The sequence below is a fragment of the Sulfurimonas sp. HSL-1656 genome (assembly GCF_039645585.1).
GTDB classification, from domain to species: domain Bacteria; phylum Campylobacterota; class Campylobacteria; order Campylobacterales; family Sulfurimonadaceae; genus Thiomicrolovo; species Thiomicrolovo subterrani.
On record NZ_CP147915.1, the window covers coordinates 371,259 to 395,040 of the forward strand.

Consider the following 23,782-nt stretch of genomic DNA (forward strand, 5'->3'; position numbering starts at 1 on the left):
CGCCTAATCCTCGGTGTGGTGTTTGGAAAGTTTGCGGATAACGGTATCGATCTGGGCGCTGGTCAGGGCATGGGGCGCCTTGACCACGTTGCTGATATAGGCGATCTCCGTCACCGTCACCCCGTAAGGGTCTTTTTTCACGGAATAGGGCTTGCCGTTGCGCTCGGTGATCAGTTCCAGGTTCTTACGGCTGTGGGAGAGGAAAAAGTTGAGAATATACCCCCCGGCGTGCTCTTTCTCGATGGCGATATAGGCCCGGGCGTCGTGCGGGTTGGCGATGCCGGGAAAGCGTTCGTGGAAGGCCTCGGGCTCCATGTAGCCGATGTACATTTTGACGAACAGGTCGTGGTAGCGCTGGACGGTTTTGGAAAAGAGGAACTGGGTGTTGATGACCCCGTTCTTGATCCGGGTTTTATTGAGCACCCAGCCCAGGGTATTGTAGTAGCGGAACGGATGGATTTTCAGATCCTCCGTTCCGACGATCTGCGCCCCGCTGATGCGTTTGAAGGGCTTGCGGCGCGGACGCTTCTCCTGCTGCAGCCACTCGAAAACGCTTGCGGCGCTGTAGGGCTTGGTGACCCAGGCAGTCGCGTAATCGGGCAGGGTGCTCAGCCCCGTGACCCCTTCGTTGAGGATCAGGAGGGCCTTGATGGAGTAGTGCGGGAAGAGGGTCTGCAGCAGCGCCCGTTTCTTCCGCATGCGCTTGCGCAGGTTCGTCACCGAGCCCACCAGGGTCATCTCGACGAAGTAGAGCTCTTTGTCCGTAAAGAACATCGCATCGAATTCACCGATCTCGTTACGCTTGATCCGGTAGACGATCTGCCCCTTCCAGTTGACGGAGAGGGCGTTCGGCTGGGCTTTCGTACGCTCCTTGTGGGGGCCTTTTACGATGAATTTTTTGATGAACTGATGCTGCTTGACGTAGCGCAGGAGCATTTCGTAGGCGTAGTTTTCGAAAACCTCGCCCTCGAAGGAGCGGTAGGCGCTCATAAAGGCGTCGTCGTCGGGTCCGAGCCCTTTTTTGAGCAGGGAGAGGAGGTGCTTGACGTGGTAGTCGTAGTAGAGGAGGTTATCGCCCAGTTCGCTGTCATCGAGGTTGGCGATGGCTTTGCTGATTTTGGGCAATAGAACTCCTTTTTTCGGGCACCTTCGGTTTCTTCGGCACATTATAGAGAAAGTCGGCTGTGAGTTTCCCGAAGCCGTGACGGGGTTTAATTTCAGAGGGTATAATAGAGGCATGAAGAAATTACATAGTGCGATCATTGCAACGGCGGCTCTTTTGGCCGTGCTCTCCGGATGCGGACAGGTCGAGGATACGCAGACCCAGGATAATAACACCATCGACCTGCCGACGACCCCGGCGAACAACTGCCCGGCGGGGTCGTATTCGGAGAACGATTTCGGCTGCTACGACAGCAGCGCTCTTTTCCCGAGTGCAACGGGTGAGACGGTGGTCGAGGATATGTGGAGTGTCTATTCGCAAAGCAATACGAACCGTACGGACGGTGTCGTCTTTTATGACCGTTATCAGTTCGGGTACCAGTTTTCCGCACTGGGGTACGCTTTTCAGCAAAACGCGTCGGATGATTATACGTACTATGGAGAATGGGGGGTCGCCAGCAGCGGGAACCCGCTGAACGTTGGAAACTACAACGGGATACTTCACCAATACACGGCGACGGGCCAGGGGTTCCAGGGGCAGCCGAACTGTTACGAGGTGACCGATGACGGTACCACCCTCAAGCTCTGCCATGAAACGCTGCAGAACGAGGGAGCCACGCTGGGGAGCACGGGCTACTATTACGGTGCCACGGTCAAGTTCGGGAACCTGCTCAATTACAACTTTACCGTTGTCGGTACATGGACGATATCGGGTTATGACGCCAACCCGGCCCCTGAGATGACGGTCTATTTCAGCGACAACGGCACAATCTCGACGGGCAGCGGCGGCGAATGGGGCGTCAGCGCGGACGGGAAAGTGATCGAGATCGCCGGGGTACGCTACCTGGTCTTTCAGTACCTCGACGACCCCGACGTGAACTGTATCGCGACCCTGGAACTTGCAGGCGGAACGGCGACGTCCACACTCTGGAAAATGTGTAAACAGTAAACCCGTACTCCTCCCCGGCCCACGGCCGGTTCATCCCCTTTTTTCTTTCACCTTCACTGCTGAAAATTTACTCTTGTTTCCTGTGCGGAAATAGATTATGATGCTGAATATTTACATGGAGGAATACGGTGGAGTATGATGACGATGATGCTTCATTAAGCAAGGAAAACGTCACACCCTTTGACGATGATGAAGAGGAGAGCGCTCCGCGCAAAAAAGCGCCCCGGAAAGAGCGTTCCGACGAGGAACTGGTCAACCAGAAAAGAGGTTATACGGCTCAGGAGCGCGACATGATCGAAGCGTGGCTGAAGACGCATAGACCGCAGCGGGATGCGCTGGACGACGACGAAGAGGAGTAGTCAAAGTATGCCGGGGGATACGTTCCTTGGCACTGCTGCGAACGTTTTAGCATCGGATGATGATCTGAGGAATATTTTGTCTGAATCGTTTTGGAGGGAATAAAAGGATCAAAAATGGCAGACAGGAAGGGATTCGAACCCTCGAAGCTGTTACACTTACACGCGTTCCAGGCGTGCGCCTTCAACCGCTCGGCCACCTGTCTACATTTTGAAGACCCGCATTATACTCAAACAATTCTCAATTTAGTTTTAAACGAAGCGGCTAAGAAGCGGTATCGGCTTCGAAGTCGCTATAATTCCAGTCATTAAAGGTTGAAAAGAGACCTGATTTCGGAGAAAAAAGACGTGTTGGAATACGATATTATCGTCGTCGGCGGCGGGCATGCAGGCATAGAGGCTTCCCTGGCGGCGGCACGTATGGGTAAAAAAACCCTGCTGGTTTCCATGCTGGCCGAACAGGTGGGTGCGACGTCGTGCAACCCGGCCGTCGGCGGGTTGGCGAAGGGGCACCTGGTCAGAGAACTTGACGCCCTCGGCGGCGAGATGGGACTGCTGACCGACGAAGCGGGGATCCAGTACCGTATTCTCAACGCGGCCAAAGGGCCGGCCGTACGCGGCAGCCGTGCACAGATCGACATGGACAAATACCGTATCGCCGCGCGTAACGTCATTTTGAACACCCCGAACCTCGACCTGCTGCAGGAGACCGTCGAAGGGCTGCTTTATGAAGCGCAGACGGTCACAGGGGTGCGCACGAACCTGCTCAACGAATACCGTGCCAAACGTGTCATCCTCACGACGGGGACCTTCCTCAAAGGGGTCGTACATATCGGCGAGGTGAAACAGACGGCCGGTCGTTTCGGGGAGTTTTCGGCGGAGAACCTCTCCGATTCGCTCCGCGCCCTCGGCCTTAAGGTCGGCCGCCTCAAAACGGGTACCTGCCCCCGCGTCGATTCTAAGACGATCGATTTCTCGGTGATGGAGCAGCAGCCCGGCGACGAACTGCCGAACCCGTTCAGTTTCCGGACAGACCGCAAGAAGTTTGCCGAAGAGAAGCAGCAGCTCCCCTGCTACATCGCCTACACGAACGAAGATACGCACGGCATCATCGAGGGCAACTTCCACCGTGCCCCGCTCTTTACGGGTCAGATTGAGGGGATAGGACCCCGCTACTGCCCCAGCATCGAGGACAAGATCAACCGTTTCCGGGACAAAGACCGTCACCACCTTTTCATCGAGCCGCAGACCGAGGAGAACACGGAGTGCTACATCAACGGGATGAGCACGTCGCTGCCGCCCGATGTACAGCAGGCGATGGTCCACTCGGTGCGGGGGATGGAGAATGCGAAGATCGTCCGCTACGGCTACGCGATCGAGTACGACTACGTCGACCCGACGGAGCTGAAGCACTCGCTGGAAACGAAAAAGGTGCACCACCTTTTCCTGGCCGGCCAGATCAACGGCACGACGGGCTACGAAGAGGCGGCGGCCCAGGGCCTGATGGCCGGGATCAACGCCGCGCTTTCGCTGGACGGGCGGGAGCCGCTGGTTCTGGGCCGTGACGAGGCTTATATCGGCGTTCTGATCGATGACCTGGTGACGAAGGGAACCAAAGAGCCCTACCGTATGTTCACCTCCCGTGCCGAGTACCGCCTGCTGCTGCGCGAAGAGACGGCCGACATCCGCCTGGGCAAATACGGCCACGATGCGGGACTCATCGACGATGCGACTTTCGAACGGTTCGAGACGAAACGCAAGCAGATCGAGGAGGGAGTGGCCCTCGTCAATGCGACGGAGTATACCCCGAACAAGGAGTTCCTTGGCTTTCTGGAAAGCATCGGCGAGGAGCGTGTGACGGACAAAATTACCGCGCAGCAGCTTATCGCGCGCAAGAGCTTCACCCGGGAGAAGATGCTTACCCTCCTGCCGGAGCTTGGCAAGTACGATCCGTATATCCAGGAGCAGATCATGGTCGAGGCGAAGTACGCCCGCTACGTCGAGAAGCAGCTCGACGAGATCGAGAAGATGAAGAAGAATATCAGCATCAAGATCCCCGAAGGATTCGACTTTTCCTCCGTCAAGGGGCTCTCGAACGAGATCGTCGAGAAGCTGAAAACCTTCAACCCGCCGACCCTGCAGGCGGCCTCGCAGATCAGCGGGGTGACGCCGGCGGCGATCGAGATTCTTCATATCTATATCAAGATGGCACAGAAAAAGGCGGCAGGATGAGACTCTTTTATTATGTACACACCGGGCACCGCATCGGCCTGGACCGTTTCCGCCGCGCGGCGACGATCATCCGCGCCCTGGGCGACGTCGATATCACCCTGCTGACCTCCGATTTCCGTATCGCTTCGATGGCCAGAGAACACGGCATCAAACGCGCCGTCGGCGTCGACGTCGTGCGCAATATCCCCCAGATCGCCAACAACGGCGACAAGATCATCTTCGACTCCGCCGAGATCAACCCGGTCATGCTCGACGACATGACCCGTTACTTCTCGACTTTTATCCGTATCAGCGACGATCCGAATGAGCAGAAGCACCCCGGCGAACTGCTCGTCTCACCTTACCTCGAAGGCGAAGGGATTTTCAAAGGCGTTGCCGTGGACGACGAGTGGTTTGAAGCAAAGCCCAAGACGATCAAGCGGGCCTTCTTTTTCGGCGACGACGACTACGAGGAGGACCTGGCGGCGAACGCCCCTGCCTTTGCGGGGCTGGAGCTGGAACTGCTGGAAGGGTTCTACTGGTTCTACGGCTACGGCGGGAAGCTCAAGGAGCGTTTCACGGCGTTGCATGACGAGGAAGCGTACGATGCGGTCGTTGCCGGAAGCGAATGCCTGGTAACATCGTCGCCGCAGGCGGTGCTGGAGCACCTGGCCGCCGGCGGCAAGCCGATCTACCTTCAGCGTGCCGATTACCCGACCGATTTCATCCCGCTTTTCGAATCTCTCACCATTCCTGTTATTCACGGTTTTAATAAGTCTGCATTATCGGCAGCATTAAACGAAGTGCAATCACATACCTATCACGCTTGTCCCAAAAATAGCGAAGAATTAGCAACATTTCTTAAACAAAATCTCAATTTATATTGACTTAATCCTATTTTATATAAGATAGAGCGAAATGTTTTATAAGTGAGGACAAAACTATGGAGCAAAGCCGTAGGGGTTTTATGGGTAAAGTCTTCGGAGCGGTTGCCGGTGTCGGCGCCGTCGGAGCACTTTATGCTATGAAAAAATCGTGGGACCCGCTTCCGAGCGTTAAAGCGGCGGGTTTTACGACAGTCGATCTGAGCGCTGCTGAACCGAACAAACTGATGGTCGAAAAGTGGCGCGGGAAGCCGATCTTTATTCTGAAAAAGACACCGGAGATGGTCGCGAAACAGAGTGCCGAGCAGACGGCGCGTGACATTGTTGTCAACGGGGAGAATTTCCTGATCTGCATCGGCCTGTGTACCCACCTTGGATGTATCCCGGCTTACCGCGAAGCGAAGCAGGACTTCAAATGTGCCTGCCACGGCGGTGAGTTCGACAGCAGTGGTATCGATACCCTTGCACCGCCGCCGAGCCCGATGGTGATCCCGCCTTTCAATGTCAAAGGCAACACGGTCGTACTGGGTGAAGAGGGCGAAACGTATCGCCAAATGAAAGATGCCGGCGTGCTGGCGTAAGTGAGGAGGGGAAATGGCACACTTTACTAAAGCAACCAGCGTACATGACTGGTTGAACCAGCGCCTGGCGATCGATACGCTGCAGCGCGTACTCTCAAAAGAGTATTGGATTCCGAAAAATATCAATTTTCTTTGGGCAATGGGGATGGTTCTGGCGTTTACGTTCGGCATCCTGCTCGTATCAGGAATTTTCCTGCTGATGTACTATCAGCCGCACGTGGACACGGCCTTCGACAGTGTCAACTTCACGATCATGCGCGAAGTGGAGTTCGGCTGGCTCTGGCGTCACGTCCATGCGGTCGCGGCTTCCGTCGTCTTCCTGATCATCTATATCCACATGCTGACGGGGATCTACTACGGTTCGTACAAGAAGGGCCGCGAGATGATCTGGATCTCCGGTATGCTCCTGTTCGTCGCGTTCTCCGCCGAAGCGTTCAGCGGTTACATGCTTCCGTGGGGCCAGATGAGCTACTGGGCGGGTATGGTTATTACCAACCTCTTCAGCCTCGGTTCACTCGAATTCAACGGGCTTGTTGAGTGGATCCGCGGTGACTACGTCCCGGGCCAGGCGTTCCTGGACCGCTTCTTTATGCTGCACGTCTTGCTGATCCCGCTGGCGATCCTGGGCCTGATCGGGCTGCACTTCGGTGCGCTGCGCATCCCGCACGTTAATAACCAGGACGGCGAGGAGTTCGATTTCGACGAGGAAGCAGCCAAGTATAAAGCCGGTAACAAGAAAGAGTCCAAGGTCATCGCCTTCGCGAACGACTTCCTTTCCAAGGATATGTTCGTCGTGAGCATCTACCTGATCTTCTTCTTCTACCTGGTCTTCTGGCACTTCGGTTTCGCGATGGACGCGATCAACTTCGACCCGGCTGACGGCTTGAAGACACCGCCGCACATCTATCCGGAGTGGTACTTCCTCTGGAGCTATGAGATCCTGCGCCCGTTCCCGAAAGATCCGGGCCTTGTCGCCTTCGGTTTTGCCCAGGTGATCTTCTTCCTGCTGCCGTGGCTTGACCGCAGCCCGAACGCCGTGCCGGCAAGCCGCCGCGGCCTCTTCTTCTTCTGGTTCTGGGCGATGGTCATCGACCTGATCATCCTGACCGCGATGGGCAAGCTGCCGCCGCAGGGTATTTACAGCACGATCGGCCTGTTCGCCGCATGGGCATTTATCGGCCTGTGGGTGATCCTGCCGTTCATTACAAGAAATGAAAAACGGGCATAAGGAGAAGTTGATGAAAGAATTTAAAATTTTAGCCGTTGTCATCTTCTTTACCCTGGTGACCTATTGGTTGGTCGAGCCTTTCGCCCACTCGCAGATGCATGCGCATGTTGAGAGCGAAGGCTTCTCCTATGACGATCTTCCGCCGCTCGAGAAAACGGGCGATGCTACCCGCGGCCAGGACCTTGTCATGGGTGCCGGCGGCTGTATCGGCTGTCACAGCATTGAAGCCGCCGGTTTCCCGGCAGCAATGGACGCGGTCACGAACAGTGCCTCTTACGGCGTTAACCCGCCGGACCTGAGCAATGCGGGCGGCATCTATGACGCCAAGTTCCTTGCGGCCCTGATCAAGAACCCGACGCAGGCGCTGATGGTCGAGCACAAGTTCACGCCTGAAAGCGGCAAAATGCACCCGATGATCGCCTTCTACGGTGCCGGCGGGGATATCGACCAGGAGGTCGCCGACATGGTCGCCTACCTGCAGTCCATCGCGCCGAAGCCGGATCAGATTACGCCGGCGCAGGCGTTTGAGACGGCCTGTGGCCGCTGCCACTCCGTCAAGTACGAGAACTGGACGCAGATCGGCGAGAAACCGGTCTTCAAGAAGAAGCGCGACGAGCTGGTCTTCCTGACCCAGCTCGAGGATTACAACGCGAACCTGATGGGTTACATGGGCAAACTCCCGCCGGATCTCTCCATGTATATCCGTTCCCGCGGCGAACACTACCTCTCGACCTTTATCGAGAACCCGCAGAACCTGCTGCACGGTACGGCGATGCCGCGTGTCGGTGTGAGCAAGGATGGGGCCGAGAAGGTGCTTGAGTACCTCGTCGAGGCCGGTGATCCGAAGCATGCCGAACGCGACAGCGTCGGTGTCAAGGTCATGATCTTCCTGCTTGTCTTCGCGGCAGCATCCTACCTCTGGAAAAAAGAGATCTGGAAAGATCTGCACTAAGCCTAGCGGGGCGCGGCGGCCCTGCCGCACCCTTTACTTAACCTATCTCAACCCTTTCCAATCAACTTCCCGCTATAATTTCACTTTTCTAATGGATTGGATACCTTTCCACACATCAAAATACGAGGCTGTTCCGGAGACGACGGGACGCAGGAAAAAGAGTAGGCATTGCTGGTAGACAAATTTGACAGAACCGTTGATTATCTCCGCGTTTCGGTAACGGAGCGCTGCAATTTCCGCTGTCAATACTGCATGCCGGAAAAACCGTTCTCCTGGGTACCCAAAGAGAACCTGCTCAGTTTCGAAGAGCTCTTCGCCTTTATCAAGGTGGCCATTGACGAGGGGGTCAAGAAGATCCGTATCACCGGCGGCGAGCCGCTGCTGCGCGAAGACCTCGATGTCTTTATCAAGATGATCCACGACTACAAGCCCGACGTCGACCTGGCGATGACGACCAACGCCTTCCTGCTCAAAGGGGCCGCGCAGAAACTCTATGATGCCGGGCTGCGCCGCCTCAACGTTTCCGTCGATTCGCTTAAGCCCGACGTAGCTGAAAAGATCGCACAGAAGGACGTGCTCTCCCAGGTCCTCGCCGGGATCGACGAGGCGCTGAAGGTCGGCCTCAAGGTGAAGGTGAACATGGTCCCGATGAAGGGGGTCAACGACGGTGAGATCCTCGATATCCTCGAGTACTGTAAAGAACGCGGTATGGTCGTGCGCTTCATCGAGTACATGGAAAACGTCCATGCGCACTCCGACGTCAAGGGGCTCGACAGCGAAGAGCTGCTCAGCATTATCGGCAGCCGGTACGCGTACGAGGACGAAGGCTTCGACGGCCACTCCCCGTCGCACTACTACAAGCTCGGGGATGGCTACGAATTCGGCATCATCGAACCGCATAAAGATGATTTCTGTAAAAAGTGCAACCGCATCCGCCTGACGGCCGAGGGGCAGCTGATCCCCTGCCTCTATTTCGACGAAGCGATGAGCATCAAGGATGCGGTCAAGCGCGGTGATATCAAAACGGCGGCACTGATCCTCAAAGAGGTTGTCAAGAACAAACCGGAGAAGAACCGCTGGAGCGATCCGGACGGCGAGCACTCCAAGCGCGCTTTTTACGAAACGGGGGGCTGATGCTCTACCTCGTCGAACACTTCTACTCCATCCAGGGCGAAGGGCGCTATACGGGCGTGCCGTCGCTCTTCTTCCGTTTCGGCGGCTGCAATATGCGCTGCGAGGGGTTCGCATGCAGCGAGACCGCTCCGAACGGGGTGACCGTCACGGGCTGTGATACCGTCTACGCCGTCAACAAGCAGCATTTCGGTGAGCAGTGGCTCTGCATCGAGCATGCCGACGAGCTCATTACGATCATGAACGGCTATACCCTGCCGCCGAATGTCGATGTCGTCATGACCGGCGGCGAGCCGCTGATCTACGCCGAGAACGAGGTCTTCACGGCCTTTGTCCGCAACCTCGTGGACCGCGGCCATCGCGTCACCTTCGAGACCAACGGCGCGATGCCCGTCGATTTTGACCGTTTCCCGGTCTACCGCGACTGCGTATTCGCCCTCTCCGTCAAACTTTCCAACAGCGGCGAGCCGTTTGAGAAACGGGTGCGCCCGAACGCCTTCGTTCCCATTGCACAGCAGGCGAAAGAGGCCTACTTCAAGTTCACGATCGACCGGGATTCCATTGGCGAGAACATGGAGCACGAGATCGACGAAATCGTCGCCCATGCGCCGCAGATTCAGGTCTACTGCATGCCCATGGGCGGCAGCCGCGCCGAGATCGAAGCCAACACCGAGGCCGTCATCGGTTTCTGCAAAGCCCGGGGCTACACCTACAGCGACCGCCTTCACATCCGTATCTGGGATGCCAACAAGGGTGTATAGCGTTAAGTGTTAAGCAAGTAGCGCTAAGAGAGAGAAAAGGATGACGTGTCATCCTGCGCTTAACGCTTAACGCTTAACGCTTAACGCTTAACGCGCTTCACGCAGTTTCCCCAATATCAGCTCGAAATGCTGGATCAGGTCGTAATACTCCCGGCGGTAGGAGAGCGGCACGTCGACTTTCTGGATTTTCTGCAGTGCCTGTTCAAGCTTGTTGACAGCCTCCCGCCGCTGCGCCGCGTCATAGCTCCCCATCTCATCCTCAATGGCATTCAGCGTTTTGTACCAGCGATAGATCTTGGAGCGGCTGCGCCAGCTCACGAGCGGCAGGAAGAGTTTCACCAGGGGGATCATCAGGGCGATGACCGGGATAAAGAGCAGCATCAGGCGTTTGATGATCGAGGCGATCCAGAAGGGGAAGAGGCCCTCCAGCCAGCTTTCGCCGTCGCGCAGATAGACCTCCGCATCGGCATTGATGGGGAACTCCAGGCGGGCGGTGCCCGGGAACTCACCTTCTTTGCGGAAGACACCCGCCCCGCCGTGGACCTCCTTTGCCGCGCGCAGTACGAGCCGGATAAGGTCGGGGTGGAGGTCCCCGCGGCTGACCAGTGTCGCCGTCGCGGCGATAAGATGCTTGGTCGTTGCGGGGAGGTTGTGCTCAAGGTCCATGACCCCCTCATAGAGGGTCACGGCATTGAGAAAGGGGTAGCGGACGGTATAGGCGTGAATGCGGGTAAAGTCGAGCAGTTTGATCTGCGGATCGAGCAGCAGCGTCTTCGTCAGCGGGGCGAAGGCGCCGATGATGCTGAAGAGGGCATCGGCGTCGCCGTCGAACAGCGCCTGCGCCCCCGCTTCGCTTCCGAGGGTCAGAAAGGTGCTGTTTTCTGGGGTGACGCCGTTCGCTTCGAGCAGTGTCATCGCAAGGGCTTTCGTCCCGCTCCCCTCGGCACCGACGGCGATACGTTTCCCCTTCAGCTCGCTGAGGTTGTGCAACTCCATCCCTGCGGCGGAGTAGTAGACCCAGATCGGTTCGTTGTAGAGGCTGGCGAGGGAGGTGAAAGGTTCGGTTTTGAACGCATCCGTGCTGCCGCTCTGGACAAACGCGATGTCGGCCTTGTGCTCCTTGAGCAGTCCGAGCGCCTCCACCGAACCGTGCGTGGGGATGATTTCGACCGTCACGTGCTGTTTGGCGAGCAGGGCCTTGTAGCGCAGCGCGCTCTGATAGTAGATGCCGTTCTTCTCACCGGCGGCGATGGTGACGCGGTCGGGGGCCAGCGGCGGGAGGAAACGGCTGCCGACATAGAGCAGCCCCAGGAAGAGGGCGAGGATGGGCAGGACGATCTTGCAGGCATGACACTTCATGACGCTATAATAACGAAAAAAGCGAAGCGGAACGATGACGCGTATTGCAGTGGCCCTCCTTTTGATGTGTTCTCTCCTGTCGGCGGTGGATACGGCCGAAGAGGCGGCGAAAAAGGCGTACCTGGCCAACATCAATGCGCTGATGGTCTTTACGACCAAGGACGGGCTCAACTCCGGGACCTATGAATTCACCCGGGCCAATACGAGTATGTACATCATCCACCTGCCGCTGCGTTACCAATTCGACCCGTTCGCCCCGGACCTGAATGCCTTTATGATCGGCGGGGTGGGGTACAGCGAAACCAGGCTGACCAACGACGTCAACACATCGACGCCGCTCTCGGGCGATATCGCATTGAGTGCTACAAACATGCTGCGCACCTACACGGGCGGGATCGGCGGGGGGCTGCGCTACCGGCCGGGGCTCGGGTTCGAACTGCTCGGCGGGCTCGAAGCGATCTATTCAAGGGTCGGCATCGCCGCGCGGGACAACAACGGTGCGGGGGAGACGGTCGGTGATTTTTTCGAAGAGAGTTACAACGCGAACATCTCCTACCGCGTCTTTTTCGCGCTGGAGTACCGGCAAACCTGGCATCGCTACAAACCGTACGCGACACTGACCTACGACCTCTACGAGACGAAAAGCGCCATCAGCACCAAGCAGCTGAGCAAGTTCACGACACAGACCAGCGTCACCTCCTTTTCCGTCGGCGGAGAAACGGCGCCGCTGGCCGATTACCACGGGATGTACCTGACGCTGGAGGGGTACCTGCGCGGCAGTTACCTGGGCGGCGACATCACAAGCGTGACCCATTTTGACGGGTACGGTACGCTCGGGGGTGTCGCCTACTGGTACGTCACCGAAGCGATGAACTATATCGAGCGCTTCTTTCTCGAAGTGAGCACGATCCAGGCCGACGGGCTGCGCGGCTATAACATCGGGCTGGGGTTTACGCTGGATTATTAGGTCAGTAGGCGATGCCCAGGCCGAAGCGGACCGTGTGGCGGTCGGACGCCAGCGGGGAGTCGCTGTAGTAGTAGTCCACGGTGATGGGCAGCGGGAGTTTGTTGAACCAGAACGTGTCGAGCGTCAGCCCCGCCGAAGCTTCGGACGTGTAGAGATGCGGGGCCGAAGGGTTGAAAGGTTCGAGGTCGTAGTAGGCGTACCCCGCGCGCAGGGCTTCGCGGCGGAGCGATACGGGGAAGGTGAAGAAGTAGGCGGAGAGGTTGAACACCTTGCGCAGCTCCGCATCGGCCTTCAATGCACTTTTCGCATAGGTCGTGTCGCGCAGGGTCGGCATGATGACCGTCGAGGGGTCGTTCTCTTTGAGCTTGTCGGCAAGGCCCGTCGCGAGTTTGACCCCCCGGGCGTCCAGGCCGTTGTCGGCACTGCTCTGGGAGTACTGCCCGCCAAGGGCCAGATAGAACTCATGGCTCAGATCCCTCTCCAGCACAGCCTCTGCACCCCAGGCGGCATCCCCCCGGTCAAAGGCACTATAGGGGGTCAAAGCGTATAAGGCGTTGCGGTACATACTGACACCGTACTGCTCGCTGCGTGCCAGGGGAAGCGCGACGGAGATCGGGGTCCGGGTATCCGCTTCGTAATCCTGGTAGTAGGTGCCGCGCAGCGCCCCGTACGCGTAGCCGCGCTGCCAGAAAGGGAGTTCCGCTTCCGCCGAGAAGCCGAAGTGACGGGGGGCGGGTTCGGTGGCATTGCGCTCGGGGGTATCGATGACCCCGTAGGCGGTCACGGCGAACTGCAGGAGGTACTCGCTGTTGGCGTAACGCATCCCGCCGAGGGTATAGGCGTCGACGTTCCGGGTCACGAAGGCTGAGAGGGCGTTGCGTGTCAGCGGGTCGGCGAAGTTGAGCGACAGGGTATAGAGCAGCCCCGTGTCGCTGTCGCTGCCCAGGGCGACGTCCGTCCCGCTGTAGTGCAGTTCGAGCGGCGAACGGTAGGGATGCTCCAGGCCGATGGCCCCCGCGGTTGTATTCGTCTCGGGAGCGTTCTCTCCTGTATTTTCGAAGAAGAGGGTGACCTCGTAGGGCGTTTCGTCGATCGTCTCGAGGGGTATCTGTTGGTAGGTATAGGCATCGTGTTTCATGACGGCTGCCAGGGCATGGGTATCGTCGATGAGGCGCGCCTCGAAGAGGGTGTCGGCGGGGTGTGCCCGCGTGATTTTGCCGTCATCGTAGCGGAACAGTCCGGAACCGTGCGGCGTGTTGGCAATGAAGTAGATGCGGCCCCGGCTGTCGACGCCGCTGACGTTCCCGTAGTGGCCACGCAGGGAGAAGAGCGGGGTTTTGTTTTTGTAGAGCGTGCGCGTTTTGCCTTCACCCTGCACGAAGTAGTAGAGGTTGTCCTCCCCGTCGATAAAGACCGAGGAGTTGGTACGGGCATAAAAGCTATCGCCGACGAAGAGCTGCGGCTGGTCGAAGGAGGCGGGGACGTCGAAGTAGACGGGGGTACCGTCGCGCAGGTACCCTTCGATGACGCGGCCAGCCGTGCCGTCTATAAGATGGGCGCCTTCCGTATAGAGACCGGCTTCGATGCGCAGCGGTGAGGTGTAGGCGCTGCTCTGGGTCGCATAGCGTCCTTCAGGGGTCCTGACGACCTTCCCGGTGCGGTAGCTGCCGCTTTCCCGGGTGAGCCTGCCGCTTTTCTTGTCGTAGACGATCAGCTCGGGAAAGCTTCTTCCGGTCGCGTTGACGGTGAAGTAGACGGCGTCGTCGTCGCTGTTTATGGGAGTGTAGAACTGGGTGGCGGCAAGGGGGCTGCCCTCGACATCCGTCATATCACGTGCTTCTGCCGCCATTGTGTCGGCCCAGGTGCGAAGGGACGTTTCAAAATCGTAGCCGATGGTGCGCCTGGTCGTGCTATTGGTGAAGAAAGGCCAGAACCACTCATAGGAGTGCTCTTTCCAGTAGGCATTGACATCGGCCATTCCGTAGGTGTTAGCCAGGTCGTACTGGTAAAAGCCCCCGAGGGTGTAGAAGTGCGAGCCGTAGAGGAAGTCGTAATGGGCATTGTAGACCCGCTCGGGGGTGAGGAGGCCTGCTTTTGCCTGCTGCAGGGTCGCGGCTTTGAAGCGGCCGCTGTAGAGCCGCCCGCCGTTGCCGTGCCACGACTCGTTCAGGACGGCATTCCCTTCGAGCAGAAAGCTGCTTTCGACGATATTGGGCAGGGTGAACCAGGGCAGCAGCACGAAGCCGTTGCCGAAAACGGTGTGCAGTGCCCCGGAGACGGGATTGTCTTTGGCGTTCATCTGGTAGTTGTGTGCGGTTTCGTGGAACAGCAGGGTGTTGAGCCAGGAGGTTGCACTGAAATAGTCGATCATCAGCGCCCCGCCGCCGTAGTTGATCTGCCGGTTGTTGGGGTAGGGTGTCGAAAAGCCGTTGGCGATCTGGTTGTGGCTGGAGAGCAGGCCGACGTAGAGCGTTTCGTCCATGGTGTAGCCGTAGAGTTTGTCATACTGCGGCAGCATCGCGTTTTCGACCGCGGCCGCTGTACGGGCGACGGGGAGATTCGCCTCTGTGTAGATCAGCTCGCAGTCGCCGATTTCGGCCGTGAAATAGGGCGTGTCGCAGGGGACGGTACTGCTTTGCAGGAGTGCGGCTTGAAGGCTGACGGTGGTCATGAACAGGAACGATGCCAATCGGATCATACGGAAAAACCTCGGGGGAGTTGCAACATTATAGTGCCTGAAGTGTTACAAAGCAACCGGGTTCAGTCCCGATGGGTATAATAACAGCTATGAAAGATTCCGCAACCTACCAAAAAAAGAAGCGTTTTTTCGAAAGCATGATCACCCTGTACGGGCGCAATGCCGTCGAAGAGGTCCTGGACGATCCGACGGTCGAAATTCATGCCCTTCACCTGGCCGAGTCGAACAAGCAAGAGGGGGTGATCGAGCGGATCACCGCCAAAGCCCGGGCCCGGGGCGTGGAGATCAGGTACCATGCCAAAGCGGCGTTGTCGCGTATCTCCCGGAATGCCAAGCAGGACCAGGGGGTTGCGCTCGATATTATCGCGCCCACCTACCGCAGTGCGGAGACCCTGCTGGAGACGCCGATGGTTCAGGGCCGGCTGCTGGCGCTTGACGGCATCCACAACCCGCAGAACCTCGGGATGATCATCCGTTCGGCAGCGGCGGGGAACATCGACGGTATCCTCCTGCCGAAGCAGGGCAGCGCCAAGCTCTCCCCGCTGGTGATGAAGGCGAGCGCGGGGACGCTCTTCAAGCTGCCGGTCTACTACTGCGAGACGCTTCCGGAGATATTGGGGACACTGCAGATACAGGGGTGGAGCATTTTCGGCCTCTCCTCCCATGCCGATGCGACGCTGCACACCCTTACGGTGCCGGAGAAGACGGTCTTCGTACTGGGCAATGAGAGCGAGGGGGTGAGCGAAGGGGTGGCGGCGCGCTGTAACGCGCAGGTGGCCATTCCGATGCAGCGGGGAGTCGAGTCGCTCAACGTTGCCGTCACGGCGGCGCTGCTGGCCTTTCTGCCGGCCGGGGAGCGCTAGGATGAAGCGGCTGGGGCTTTGGCTGCTCCTGCTCTGCCTGGGGGCGATGGCGGAGAGCCGGTTCGAGACGGGGATGGAGCGTTACCGCCAGGGGGACTACCCCGCGGCGTTTGCGATCTTTACGGCCGCCTACGAAGCGACGGAGGATGAGGATGCCGCCTATATGCTCGCCAGGATGTACGAGAAAGGAGAGGGGGTCGACGCCGACCGCGCCGAGGCGGCCAGGTGGTACCGTCGTTCGGCGCGGCGCTACTTCGAGGCGGCGGCGGACTCCTCCCTGCACCGGGAGAACAAGCGGCTGCTTTCGACCTACCGCGAACTCGACCCCGTCGAGGACAACGAGACCGCCGAGACGATCCGCAAAAGCATCGTTTCCGATTTCGGCCTGAAGACCTTTCACGAGAACTACCTGCTCCCCTTCGGCTACCGTGAAGGGGTTTATGACAGCTATGTGCCCTCGGACCATTACAAGAACATCGAGTCGGAACTGCAGCTGAGTTTCCGTCTGGATTTCCTCCCCGATCTTTTCGGACTGAACGAGACCTATTCGGCGGCCTATACCCAGCGCTCTTTCTGGCAGGTCTACGCGGGTTCTTCGCCTTTCCGGGAGACGAACTACCAGCCCGAAGTCTTCGTCACCTTTCCGACGGCGTCGCATAAAGTGCCGATCAAATCGGTGGCCGTCGGTTTTGCCCACCAGTCCAACGGCCAGGGGAATGTCACCGAGCAGGATTTCGGCGATATCAATGTCAGCGATCCCGTAGCCATCGCGCCTTATCTGCGCAACCGGTCGCGCTCGTGGAACTACGCCTGGATGGAGGCCATCTTCCAGACGGGAAGCCTCTTTACGGAGCTGAAGCTCTGGTACCGTTTCAAAGAGAGCGAAGAGGATGACAACCCGGACCTGACGGATTACCTTGGGTACGGGTCGCTGCGGTTTATTCTGCCGTACGGCAAAAGTATGACGAGCCTGCTGCTGCGGCAGAACTTTGTGACGGGCAAGGGGGCGCAGCAGCTGATCTGGACCTATCCGTTCTCACACCGCGAGAACGTCTTCTGGTGCCTGAAGGCCTTCACCGGTTACGGCGAGAGCCTAATCGACTATAACAACTACGTGACGAAGTTTTCGATCGGGTTCAGTTTTTCGCGCTAGCGGCGCTCAGGAGAACATCATCTCGTAGGGGCGGCGGATCGCTTCGACGACCTCGCCGACGCTCATGTGGCGGCTTTTGCGCAGGAACTCCCGCCCGTCGAGGAAGACGAGCAGGGTCGGGATGGCGAAGACGCTGTAGTGCGAAGCGATCTCCGGGGATTCGGAGATGTCGATACTGACGATCTCGACGGCATCAAAATTAGTGGTGACGGCGTCGACGAGTTTCGGTTTCAGGGCGTGGCAGACGTTGCAGGTCGGGGCACTGAAGTAGAGCATGACCGCCGGCTTCTCGCGGAGGGTGTTTTCGATCTCGGTAAGTGTTTGCATGAGAGAATTTTACCATGCCTTAGCACGGTTTATCTGTGCACGGGCTCTCCGCCGAGGAGAATATAGCGTTAGCGTAGGCAGCCGGGCTTTTGCTCGGAAGCCGTTATGATTTATAGGATGTCGAAGACGGCTTCGCGCTTCCCTTTTTTCTCGAGAATCTCCCGGCAGGCGAGCCCCGGGATCTGCGAGGCGAGCAGATCGTCAATGGTTTCGAAACGGTGCTGTGCGAGGTGGCGCAGCACGATGCCGCGGTACGCCTTTGCCCAGTGGCTCACAACCTTCCCCTCCTTGATGAACTTCATCGTCGTGACCGGCCGGGAGGGTTTGAAGAACTTGTCGTAGTAGCCTGCGCGCAGGTCGAGGATCTCGTCCCCGCCGATCAGGGCGTCGAGCTCGGCGTTAAAAGCATCCTTATAATAGCGTTCGGGCGCGAAGTCGCCGACACTGTTGCCCTGTTTGACCTTATAGGTGGGGATGAGGTCGCCGCCGCGCAGCGGGCCGAAGAGGTTGGAGAAGATAATGAGCCTCGCCTGCAGATAGGTGCTCGCCTCCGCATCGAGGGAGGGGTAGTCGAGGTACTCGTAGGCCACGCCGTCGTAGCGCTCGACGGCGGGCATGGTCGGGGCGCTGTAGAGGTCGGCGATGAAGGGCTGGGCGTCCCCTGCTTTTTTCAGGCCGAAAAGGGCCAGCACCTGGTCAGGGTTGTCACCGCCGACAATGGCATTATAGGCATCGAGGATTGCTTTGCGGGGTGCAAGTCCGAAGAGCAGGGTGCCCGTGTCGAGTCCGCCGATAGTGCCGCCGGTGCGTTTGCCTTCGGAGGGGGAGAAGAGGGTGAAAATCATGCTGAAATCTCTTTTTTGCATATTGTACAAAATTTTTTCAATATAGTCTTGACATCACGGGTAGAATCGACTATAATTCTGGCTCAATTTCAAAACGCCGGCATAGCTCAGCTGGTAGAGCAACTGATTTGTAATCAGTAGGCCCGGGATTCGACTTCTCGTGCCGGCACCATTTTCGAAATTGAATTTTCATTTAGAAACAGTGTTAGACCAGATTTAACAGGCCGTGGTGAGATACTCAAGTGGCCAACGAGGGCAGACTGTAAATCTGCTGGTTTTTACCTTCGGAGGTTCGAATCCTCCTCTCACCACCATTGCGGGAATAGCTCAGTTGGCTAGAGCGTCAGCCTTCCAAGCTGAGGGTCGCGAGTTCGAGTCTCGTTTCCCGCTCCACTGGGAGCTGTAGTATAAGTTGTTTACTACTTCACAACTACATAAATAGTTTTTAGTTTCCCATTATTACTTTATTGCTGTTACATGCCCAGTTAGCTCAGAGGTAGAGCACTTCCTTGGTAAGGAAGAGGTCGGCAGTTCAATTCTGCTACTGGGCTCCACGGAACGTTTGGGTACGTTTCCCTGTAATGCTGGAGTAATAATGGGAGCCTAAAAAGCTATTTTGTACGCTTTATCTGGTATAATTCCGTTTCCATTAATTCTTAAAGTCGGAGGACACAATGGCAAAAGAAAAGTTTGAACGTACGAAACCGCACGTTAACATCGGTACCATCGGTCACGTTGACCACGGTAAAACTACACTGACAGCAGCAATTACAGCGGTACTTGGCGTACATGGCGACAAAGCTGCATTCATGGACTACGATCAGATCGACAACGCACCGGAAGAGCGCGAGCGCGGTATTACGATCGCTACGTCACACGTTGAATATGAGACAGCTAACCGCCACTACGCGCACGTTGACTGTCCGGGCCACGCCGACTACGTCAAGAACATGATTACTGGTGCTGCACAGATGGACGGCGCGATCCTCGTTGTTTCCGCTGCTGACGGCCCGATGCCGCAGACTCGCGAGCACATCCTCCTGTCTCGCCAGGTCGGTGTTCCGTACATCGTTGTTTTCATGAACAAAGAAGACATGGTTGACGACGAAGAGCTCCTCGAGCTGGTTGAAATGGAAATTCGCGAACTGCTTGATCAGTACGAGTTCCCGGGTGACGACACTCCGATCGTTGCTGGTTCAGCACTGAGAGCACTCGAAGAAGCTAAAGAAGGCAAAATCGGCGAATGGGGCGAAAAAATCCTGAAGCTGATGGAAGAAGTTGACGCTTACATTCCTGAGCCGACTCGTGAAACTGACAAAGACTTCCTGATGCCGGTTGAGGACGTATTCTCTATCTCCGGTCGTGGTACAGTTGTTACCGGTCGTGTTGAGCGTGGTCAGGTCTGTGTCGGTGAGACAATCGAAATCGTCGGTATCAAAGACACTCAGACAACTACGGTTACTGGTGTTGAGATGTTCCGTAAAGAGATGGACTGTGGTGTCGCTGGTGACAACTGTGGTGTCCTCCTCCGCGGTATCGCTAAAGAAGCGGTTGAGCGTGGTCAGGTTCTCTGTAAGCCGAAATCCATCACTCCGCACACGAAGTTCGAAGCAGAAGTCTATATCCTCTCCAAAGAGGAAGGTGGACGCCATACTCCGTTCTTCAACGGTTACCGCCCGCAGTTCTACGTCCGTACAACTGACGTAACAGGTGCGATCACTCTGCCGGAAGGTACAGAGATGGTTATGCCGGGTGACAACGTTGCAATCGTCGCAGAACTCATCGCTCCGATCGCGATGGAAGAAGGTACACGCTTCGCGATTCGCGAAGGTGGCCGTACTGTCGGCGCCGGCGTCGTTTCCAAAATCCTTGCGTAATCGGGTTTCCGATTCGCAACACTAGGAAATAACAATGCGTGAAAATATCCACCTCGCTTGTGAGAAGTGCACACGTCGCAACTATCACACAAGCAAAAACAAAAAGACGCACACTGAGAAATTCTCTGTGCGCAAATACTGCAAGTTCTGCCGCGAACATACGGTTCACAAAGAAGCAAAACTGTAAGTTGTTCTCCCGCTCGGGAGAATCATAGGCGAATAGCTCCAATGGTAGAGCGCCGGATTCCAAATCCGATGGTTGGGGGTTCGAGTCCCTCTTCGCCTGCCACATTCCCGATCAATGCAGCCCCGGGGCTTCAGTTATCGCGAATGTCAATGGGTACCTCGAAAAATCTCCGCGTCAGGTTCTTCGAGGTGCGCAAGAGGAATGGAAATGAAATCAACACTTAACAGTTATGTCAGAAACGCCCGCATCGAGCTCTCCAAAGTCATTTTCCCGACTAAGGCGCAGGTGAAACAGGCGTTCATCGCCGTCGTGGTGGTAGTTGCTTTCGTTTCGATCTTTTTGGCACTTGTAGACTTGATCATGTCTTCATCACTGTCAGCGATTTTGGGCTAAGGGAGAACATATGGCACATCAATGGTATTCTATCCAGACCTACGCGGGCAGCGAACGCAGCGTTAAAAACGCGATCCTCAACCTGATCGACGAGCACAACCTCGGCGAGAAGATCAAAGAGGTCGTCGTTCCGACGGAAGACGTCATCGAGGTCAAAGACGGAAAGAAAAAGATCAGCGAACGTTCCCTCTATTCCGGTTACGTTTTCATCAACGTCGATCTGGACACGCCGACGCAGCACCTGATTCAGTCGCTGCCGCGCGTCTCCGGCTTCATCGGTGAGGCTAACCACCCGACACCGCTGAGCGAGAACGACATCAACACGATCCTCGACCGCGTTGAGAACCGTGCGGCGCCGAAACCGAAGGTCTACTTCGAAAACGGCGAGATGGTCCGCATCATCGACGGCCCGTTCGCGAACTTTACGGGTACGGTCGACGAGTACGACCTCGAACACGGTACACTGAAGCTCAACGTATCGATCTTCGGTCGCAGCACCCCGGTGGACATTTCGTACACCCAGGTCGAAAAAATTATTTAATCTTACAAAGGAAAAGGAAGCACAATGGCAAAGAAAGTCATGGGTTATATCAAGTTGCAAATTCAAGCCGGCGCTGCCAACCCGGCACCTCCGGTCGGTCCTGCGCTGGGTCAGCGCGGCGTCAACATCATGGAATTCTGTAAAGCATTCAATGAAAAGACAAAAGACAAGATGGGCTTCAAAGTTCCGACCATCATTACGGTCTACAACGACAGAAGTTTCTCTTTCGTCACAAAACAGCCGCCGGCATCTGCACTGCTGATGAAAGCAGCTGGTATCAAGAAGGGTTCTGACAACCCGCTGAAAAACAAAGTTGCGAAGATCACCAAGGCGCAGCTGATGGAAGTCGTGAAGATGAAAATCGCCGACCTCAACACGGACGACGAAGAGCAGGCAGCAAAAATCCTTGCCGGTTCCGCACGTGCAATGGGCCTTGAAATTACAGAATAACTGTAAGCAACCGAACTATCTTCGACCGCAAAGATACAAAAAAACTGCGGCAGAATAAATTCAGGAGAATAATATGGCTAGCAAACGTTATAAGCAGCTGAACGAAAAAATCGACGCGACTAAACAGTACAGCGTCGTTGAAGCGGCAGCGTTCGTAAAAGAACTGCAGTCTGCCAAGTTTGACGAAACGGTCGAAATCGCGATGAACCTGGGTGTTGACCCGCGCCACGCTGACCAGATGGTCCGCGGTGCCGTTGTGCTTCCTCACGGTACAGGTAAAACAGTTCGCGTCGCCGTTTTCGCCAAAGGCGCCAAAATCGACGAAGCAAAAGCAGCCGGTGCCGACATCGTCGGTACGGATGAGCTCGTTGAAATGATCCAGGCCGGCAACATGCCGTTTGACGTTGTTGTTGCAGCGCCGGACTGTATGGGTGTCGTCGGTAAGATCGGTCGTATCCTAGGGCCAAAAGGCCTGATGCCGAATCCGAAAACCGGTACGGTTACACCGGACGTCGCGACTGCGGTCAAGAACGTCAAAGGCGGCCAGGTCGCTTTCCGTGTTGACAAAAAAGGAAACATCCACGCCGGTATCGGTAAAGCAAGCTTCGATGCTGACAAGATCGCGGAGAACGTCAAAGCGTTCGTCGCGGCGATCAACAAGCACAAGCCGGCTTCCGCTAAAGGCCGCTACATCAAGAACGCTGCGCTCTCTCTGACGATGAGCCCGGCGCTCAAATTTGACGTGGCCGAACTGGCAGACATCAAATAATTCTTTCCCCTTTTGGGGACGGAAGTCTTGCGTTTGACATCACGGATGCCAGACGCAAGATTTTCACAAAACGAAGATCTGAAATCTTTGGACTGAAGAGAGTTGGGGGCAGCCTGTGCTGCTTAATCGGCCTTTCCCCGCCCCGCTTGAAGTTAAAGTCTGGAAAGGAGAACGAATGACAAGAGCTGAAAAAACGGAAGTTGTCAACTATCTTACCGGCGAGTTCGGAAGTGTTGCAGCCGTCGTTATCTGTGACTATAACGGTCTGGGTGTAGCTGATCTTGAAGAGCTGCGCGGTCTGGCTCGCAAAAGCGATGCGAAAGTTCAGGTTGTAAAAAACACCCTGGCGAACATCGCACTGGCGAATGCTGAAATGACCGGCGTCGAACTGAAAGATATGAACATCTTCATCTGGTCCGATGACGTTATCGGCGCGGCAAAAGTTGCAGCGGATTTCGCGAAGAAAAACGATAAACTGAGCATTAAAGCGGGTTACCTCGATAAAGAGCCTGCGGATAAAGCGAAGATCGAAGCTTTCGCAAAACTCCCGGGTCGCAACGAACTGCTTGGCATGCTGGCTGCTACTTGGATGGCACCGCTCACCAACTTTACGATCGGTCTCGATGCGCTTAGAAAAAAGCGCGAAGAAGAGGCTTAATTACTATTACTAACTACCATTAGGAGATAAAAATGGCTGTAACTAAAGAAGACGTACTCGAGTACATCTCTAACCTTTCCGTTCTCGAACTGTCCGAACTTGTTAAAGAGTTCGAAGAAAAATTCGGCGTATCTGCTCAGCCGGTCGCTGTTGCTGGTGTCGCTGCTGATGCCGGTGCTGCTGCTGAAGAGAAAACTGAATTTGACGTTATCCTCAAAGACGCTGGTGCGAAGAAGATCAATGTTATTAAAGTTGTCCGCGGCCTGACTGGTCTCGGCCTCAAAGAAGCGAAAGAAGCAGTTGAAACTGCCGGCTCTGTTATCAAAGAAGGTGTTGATAAAGAGACTGCTGAAGCTGCAAAGAAAGAACTCGAAGAAGCTGGCGCTTCCGTCGAGCTCAAGTAAGTTCTCTTTCCTCGGAAGGCCAGGCCTTCCGAACCTTTTCCGGGCGCTTTTGCCTCCCGTTTTCGAACGGACGGCAA

At 56.5% G+C, this 23,782-nt stretch carries 25 protein-coding genes and 6 tRNA genes; 25 read left to right on the plus strand and 6 right to left on the minus strand.

Going from position 1 to position 23,782, the window contains the following annotated elements:
* Nucleotides 1-3: 3 nt before the first annotated feature.
* On the minus strand, nt 4-1,125 hold the full coding sequence (locus WCX49_RS01910) for a hypothetical protein (protein ID WP_345985897.1): 1,122 nt from the start codon (nt 1,123-1,125) through the stop codon (nt 4-6).
* Nucleotides 1,126-1,237: 112 nt separating this feature from the next.
* Here WCX49_RS01910 and WCX49_RS01915 point away from each other — a divergent pair, with 112 nt between their 5' ends.
* Both WCX49_RS01915 and WCX49_RS01920 read left to right on the plus strand, forming a co-directional pair.
* A complete protein-coding gene (locus WCX49_RS01915) occupies nt 1,238-2,110 on the plus strand; it encodes a hypothetical protein (RefSeq protein ID WP_345985898.1) in 873 nt (290 codons plus the stop codon).
* Nucleotides 2,111-2,238: 128 nt separating this feature from the next.
* Nucleotides 2,239-2,469 carry a hypothetical protein gene (locus WCX49_RS01920; RefSeq protein ID WP_345985899.1) on the plus strand — a complete coding sequence of 77 codons (231 nt, stop codon included), beginning with the start codon at nt 2,239-2,241 and terminating at the stop codon, nt 2,467-2,469.
* A 115-nt stretch (nt 2,470-2,584) separates the two neighbouring features.
* Here the strand turns inward: WCX49_RS01920 and WCX49_RS01925 are convergent.
* Nucleotides 2,585-2,672 (minus strand) — tRNA-Ser (locus WCX49_RS01925).
* A gap of 145 nt (nt 2,673-2,817) precedes the next feature.
* Between WCX49_RS01925 and mnmG the strand changes: the two genes are divergently transcribed.
* The 7 genes from mnmG (at nt 2,818) to WCX49_RS01960 (ending at nt 10,214) form a co-directional block, all read left to right on the plus strand.
* Complete coding sequence (mnmG, locus tag WCX49_RS01930; RefSeq protein WP_345985900.1) at nt 2,818-4,698, plus strand: tRNA uridine-5-carboxymethylaminomethyl(34) synthesis enzyme MnmG; 1,881 nt, start codon at nt 2,818-2,820, stop codon at nt 4,696-4,698.
* A complete protein-coding gene (locus WCX49_RS01935) occupies nt 4,695-5,564 on the plus strand; it encodes a hypothetical protein (RefSeq protein WP_345985901.1) in 870 nt (289 codons plus the stop codon). The genes mnmG and WCX49_RS01935 overlap by 4 nt, the downstream gene beginning before the upstream one ends.
* Nucleotides 5,565-5,644: 80 nt before the next feature.
* Nucleotides 5,645-6,142 carry a ubiquinol-cytochrome c reductase iron-sulfur subunit gene (gene petA / locus WCX49_RS01940; protein WP_345985902.1) on the plus strand — a complete coding sequence of 166 codons (498 nt, stop codon included), beginning with the start codon at nt 5,645-5,647 and terminating at the stop codon, nt 6,140-6,142.
* A gap of 13 nt (nt 6,143-6,155) precedes the next feature.
* Nucleotides 6,156-7,370 (plus strand): cytochrome bc complex cytochrome b subunit, encoded by a 1,215-nt coding sequence (locus WCX49_RS01945; protein WP_345985903.1) that lies wholly within the window; start codon nt 6,156-6,158, stop codon nt 7,368-7,370.
* Between the two features lie 10 nt (nt 7,371-7,380).
* Nucleotides 7,381-8,322 carry a c-type cytochrome gene (locus WCX49_RS01950; protein WP_345985904.1) on the plus strand — a complete coding sequence of 314 codons (942 nt, stop codon included), beginning with the start codon at nt 7,381-7,383 and terminating at the stop codon, nt 8,320-8,322.
* A 168-nt stretch (nt 8,323-8,490) separates the two neighbouring features.
* Nucleotides 8,491-9,456 (plus strand): GTP 3',8-cyclase MoaA, encoded by a 966-nt coding sequence (gene moaA, locus WCX49_RS01955; protein ID WP_345985905.1) that lies wholly within the window; start codon nt 8,491-8,493, stop codon nt 9,454-9,456.
* A complete protein-coding gene (locus tag WCX49_RS01960; RefSeq protein ID WP_345985906.1) occupies nt 9,456-10,214 on the plus strand; it encodes a 7-carboxy-7-deazaguanine synthase QueE in 759 nt (252 codons plus the stop codon). Before moaA ends, WCX49_RS01960 begins: the two co-directional genes overlap by 1 nt.
* Nucleotides 10,215-10,301: 87 nt before the next feature.
* Here WCX49_RS01960 and WCX49_RS01965 read toward each other — a convergent pair whose 3' ends face one another.
* Nucleotides 10,302-11,573 (minus strand): TAXI family TRAP transporter solute-binding subunit, encoded by a 1,272-nt coding sequence (locus tag WCX49_RS01965; protein ID WP_345985907.1) that lies wholly within the window; start codon nt 11,571-11,573, stop codon nt 10,302-10,304.
* Between the two features lie 34 nt (nt 11,574-11,607).
* On the opposite strand from WCX49_RS01965, the gene WCX49_RS01970 reads away from it, so the two are divergent.
* Entirely contained in the window at nt 11,608-12,540 is a 933-nt protein-coding gene (locus WCX49_RS01970; RefSeq protein ID WP_345985908.1) for a hypothetical protein, read from the plus strand.
* Nucleotide 12,541: 1 nt separating this feature from the next.
* Here the strand turns inward: WCX49_RS01970 and WCX49_RS01975 are convergent, their stop codons facing one another.
* The gene (locus WCX49_RS01975; RefSeq protein WP_345985909.1) at nt 12,542-15,238 is read right to left on the minus strand and encodes a hypothetical protein; all 2,697 of its coding nucleotides are present in this window, start codon (nt 15,236-15,238) and stop codon (nt 12,542-12,544) included.
* 89 nt (nt 15,239-15,327) lie between these two features.
* Here WCX49_RS01975 and WCX49_RS01980 point away from each other — a divergent pair, with 89 nt between their 5' ends.
* Complete coding sequence (locus WCX49_RS01980; RefSeq protein WP_345985910.1) at nt 15,328-16,101, plus strand: RNA methyltransferase; 774 nt, start codon at nt 15,328-15,330, stop codon at nt 16,099-16,101.
* A gap of 1 nt (nt 16,102) precedes the next feature.
* On the plus strand, nt 16,103-17,254 hold the full coding sequence (locus WCX49_RS01985; RefSeq protein WP_345985911.1) for a phospholipase A: 1,152 nt from the start codon (nt 16,103-16,105) through the stop codon (nt 17,252-17,254).
* 6 nt (nt 17,255-17,260) lie between these two features.
* On the opposite strand, the gene WCX49_RS01990 is transcribed toward WCX49_RS01985, so the two are convergent.
* Both WCX49_RS01990 and WCX49_RS01995 read right to left on the minus strand, forming a co-directional pair.
* Entirely contained in the window at nt 17,261-17,581 is a 321-nt protein-coding gene (locus WCX49_RS01990; RefSeq protein WP_345985912.1) for a thioredoxin family protein, read from the minus strand.
* 110 nt (nt 17,582-17,691) lie between these two features.
* Nucleotides 17,692-18,447 carry a YaaA family protein gene (locus WCX49_RS01995; RefSeq protein ID WP_345985913.1) on the minus strand — a complete coding sequence of 252 codons (756 nt, stop codon included), beginning with the start codon at nt 18,445-18,447 and terminating at the stop codon, nt 17,692-17,694.
* Nucleotides 18,448-18,522: 75 nt separating this feature from the next.
* Between WCX49_RS01995 and WCX49_RS02000 the strand changes: the two genes are divergently transcribed.
* The 13 genes from WCX49_RS02000 to rplL all read left to right on the plus strand — a co-directional run bounded on the left by WCX49_RS02000 (nt 18,523) and on the right by rplL (nt 23,705).
* Nucleotides 18,523-18,598: transfer RNA gene (locus WCX49_RS02000), tRNA-Thr, on the plus strand.
* Between the two features lie 56 nt (nt 18,599-18,654).
* A tRNA-Tyr gene (locus tag WCX49_RS02005) sits at nt 18,655-18,740 on the plus strand.
* A 2-nt stretch (nt 18,741-18,742) separates the two neighbouring features.
* A tRNA-Gly gene (locus WCX49_RS02010) sits at nt 18,743-18,819 on the plus strand.
* Nucleotides 18,820-18,905: 86 nt separating this feature from the next.
* A tRNA-Thr gene (locus WCX49_RS02015) sits at nt 18,906-18,980 on the plus strand.
* Nucleotides 18,981-19,100: 120 nt separating this feature from the next.
* Nucleotides 19,101-20,303: an elongation factor Tu gene (gene tuf, locus WCX49_RS02020; RefSeq protein ID WP_345985914.1), complete on the plus strand. Its 1,203-nt coding sequence runs from the start codon at nt 19,101-19,103 to the stop codon at nt 20,301-20,303.
* Between the two features lie 34 nt (nt 20,304-20,337).
* Nucleotides 20,338-20,490: a 50S ribosomal protein L33 gene (gene rpmG, locus WCX49_RS02025; RefSeq protein ID WP_231020107.1), complete on the plus strand. Its 153-nt coding sequence runs from the start codon at nt 20,338-20,340 to the stop codon at nt 20,488-20,490.
* 26 nt (nt 20,491-20,516) lie between these two features.
* Nucleotides 20,517-20,592 (plus strand) — tRNA-Trp (locus WCX49_RS02030).
* A gap of 105 nt (nt 20,593-20,697) precedes the next feature.
* The gene (secE, locus tag WCX49_RS02035) at nt 20,698-20,883 is read left to right on the plus strand and encodes a preprotein translocase subunit SecE (RefSeq protein ID WP_231020109.1); all 186 of its coding nucleotides are present in this window, start codon (nt 20,698-20,700) and stop codon (nt 20,881-20,883) included.
* A 10-nt stretch (nt 20,884-20,893) separates the two neighbouring features.
* Nucleotides 20,894-21,424, plus strand: a complete 531-nt coding sequence (gene nusG / locus WCX49_RS02040; RefSeq protein WP_345985915.1) for a transcription termination/antitermination protein NusG — start codon at nt 20,894-20,896, stop codon at nt 21,422-21,424.
* Between the two features lie 24 nt (nt 21,425-21,448).
* Nucleotides 21,449-21,874 carry a 50S ribosomal protein L11 gene (gene rplK, locus WCX49_RS02045; protein ID WP_345985916.1) on the plus strand — a complete coding sequence of 142 codons (426 nt, stop codon included), beginning with the start codon at nt 21,449-21,451 and terminating at the stop codon, nt 21,872-21,874.
* Nucleotides 21,875-21,947: 73 nt separating this feature from the next.
* Nucleotides 21,948-22,643: a 50S ribosomal protein L1 gene (gene rplA, locus WCX49_RS02050; RefSeq protein ID WP_345985917.1), complete on the plus strand. Its 696-nt coding sequence runs from the start codon at nt 21,948-21,950 to the stop codon at nt 22,641-22,643.
* 175 nt (nt 22,644-22,818) lie between these two features.
* Nucleotides 22,819-23,301: a 50S ribosomal protein L10 gene (gene rplJ / locus WCX49_RS02055; protein WP_345985918.1), complete on the plus strand. Its 483-nt coding sequence runs from the start codon at nt 22,819-22,821 to the stop codon at nt 23,299-23,301.
* 32 nt (nt 23,302-23,333) lie between these two features.
* A complete protein-coding gene (gene rplL, locus WCX49_RS02060; RefSeq protein WP_345985919.1) occupies nt 23,334-23,705 on the plus strand; it encodes a 50S ribosomal protein L7/L12 in 372 nt (123 codons plus the stop codon).
* Nucleotides 23,706-23,782: the final 77 nt, after the last annotated feature.

Bases quoted from the DNA above. Each gene is read 5' to 3' on its own strand.
- nusG (WP_345985915.1), top strand. From the start codon at position 20,894: ATGGCACATCAATGGTATTCTATCCAGACCTACGCGGGCAGCGAACGC.
- WCX49_RS01965 (WP_345985907.1), bottom strand. From the start codon at position 11,573: ATGAAGTGTCATGCCTGCAAGATCGTCCTGCCCATCCTCGCCCTCTTC.
- WCX49_RS01950 (WP_345985904.1), top strand. From the start codon at position 7,381: ATGAAAGAATTTAAAATTTTAGCCGTTGTCATCTTCTTTACCCTGGTG.
- WCX49_RS01945 (WP_345985903.1), top strand. From the start codon at position 6,156: ATGGCACACTTTACTAAAGCAACCAGCGTACATGACTGGTTGAACCAG.
- WCX49_RS01970 (WP_345985908.1), top strand. From the start codon at position 11,608: ATGACGCGTATTGCAGTGGCCCTCCTTTTGATGTGTTCTCTCCTGTCG.
- WCX49_RS01935 (WP_345985901.1), top strand. From the start codon at position 4,695: ATGAGACTCTTTTATTATGTACACACCGGGCACCGCATCGGCCTGGAC.
- WCX49_RS01985 (WP_345985911.1), top strand. From the start codon at position 16,103: ATGAAGCGGCTGGGGCTTTGGCTGCTCCTGCTCTGCCTGGGGGCGATG.
- rpmG (WP_231020107.1), top strand. From the start codon at position 20,338: ATGCGTGAAAATATCCACCTCGCTTGTGAGAAGTGCACACGTCGCAAC.
- rplL (WP_345985919.1), top strand. From the start codon at position 23,334: ATGGCTGTAACTAAAGAAGACGTACTCGAGTACATCTCTAACCTTTCC.
- WCX49_RS01980 (WP_345985910.1), top strand. From the start codon at position 15,328: ATGAAAGATTCCGCAACCTACCAAAAAAAGAAGCGTTTTTTCGAAAGC.
- tuf (WP_345985914.1), top strand. From the start codon at position 19,101: ATGGCAAAAGAAAAGTTTGAACGTACGAAACCGCACGTTAACATCGGT.
- WCX49_RS01990 (WP_345985912.1), bottom strand. From the start codon at position 17,581: ATGCAAACACTTACCGAGATCGAAAACACCCTCCGCGAGAAGCCGGCG.
- WCX49_RS01960 (WP_345985906.1), top strand. From the start codon at position 9,456: ATGCTCTACCTCGTCGAACACTTCTACTCCATCCAGGGCGAAGGGCGC.
- WCX49_RS01915 (WP_345985898.1), top strand. From the start codon at position 1,238: ATGAAGAAATTACATAGTGCGATCATTGCAACGGCGGCTCTTTTGGCC.
- rplJ (WP_345985918.1), top strand. From the start codon at position 22,819: ATGACAAGAGCTGAAAAAACGGAAGTTGTCAACTATCTTACCGGCGAG.
- rplA (WP_345985917.1), top strand. From the start codon at position 21,948: ATGGCTAGCAAACGTTATAAGCAGCTGAACGAAAAAATCGACGCGACT.
- WCX49_RS01995 (WP_345985913.1), bottom strand. From the start codon at position 18,447: ATGCAAAAAAGAGATTTCAGCATGATTTTCACCCTCTTCTCCCCCTCC.
- petA (WP_345985902.1), top strand. From the start codon at position 5,645: ATGGGTAAAGTCTTCGGAGCGGTTGCCGGTGTCGGCGCCGTCGGAGCA.
- rplK (WP_345985916.1), top strand. From the start codon at position 21,449: ATGGCAAAGAAAGTCATGGGTTATATCAAGTTGCAAATTCAAGCCGGC.
- secE (WP_231020109.1), top strand. From the start codon at position 20,698: ATGAAATCAACACTTAACAGTTATGTCAGAAACGCCCGCATCGAGCTC.
- WCX49_RS01975 (WP_345985909.1), bottom strand. From the start codon at position 15,238: ATGATCCGATTGGCATCGTTCCTGTTCATGACCACCGTCAGCCTTCAA.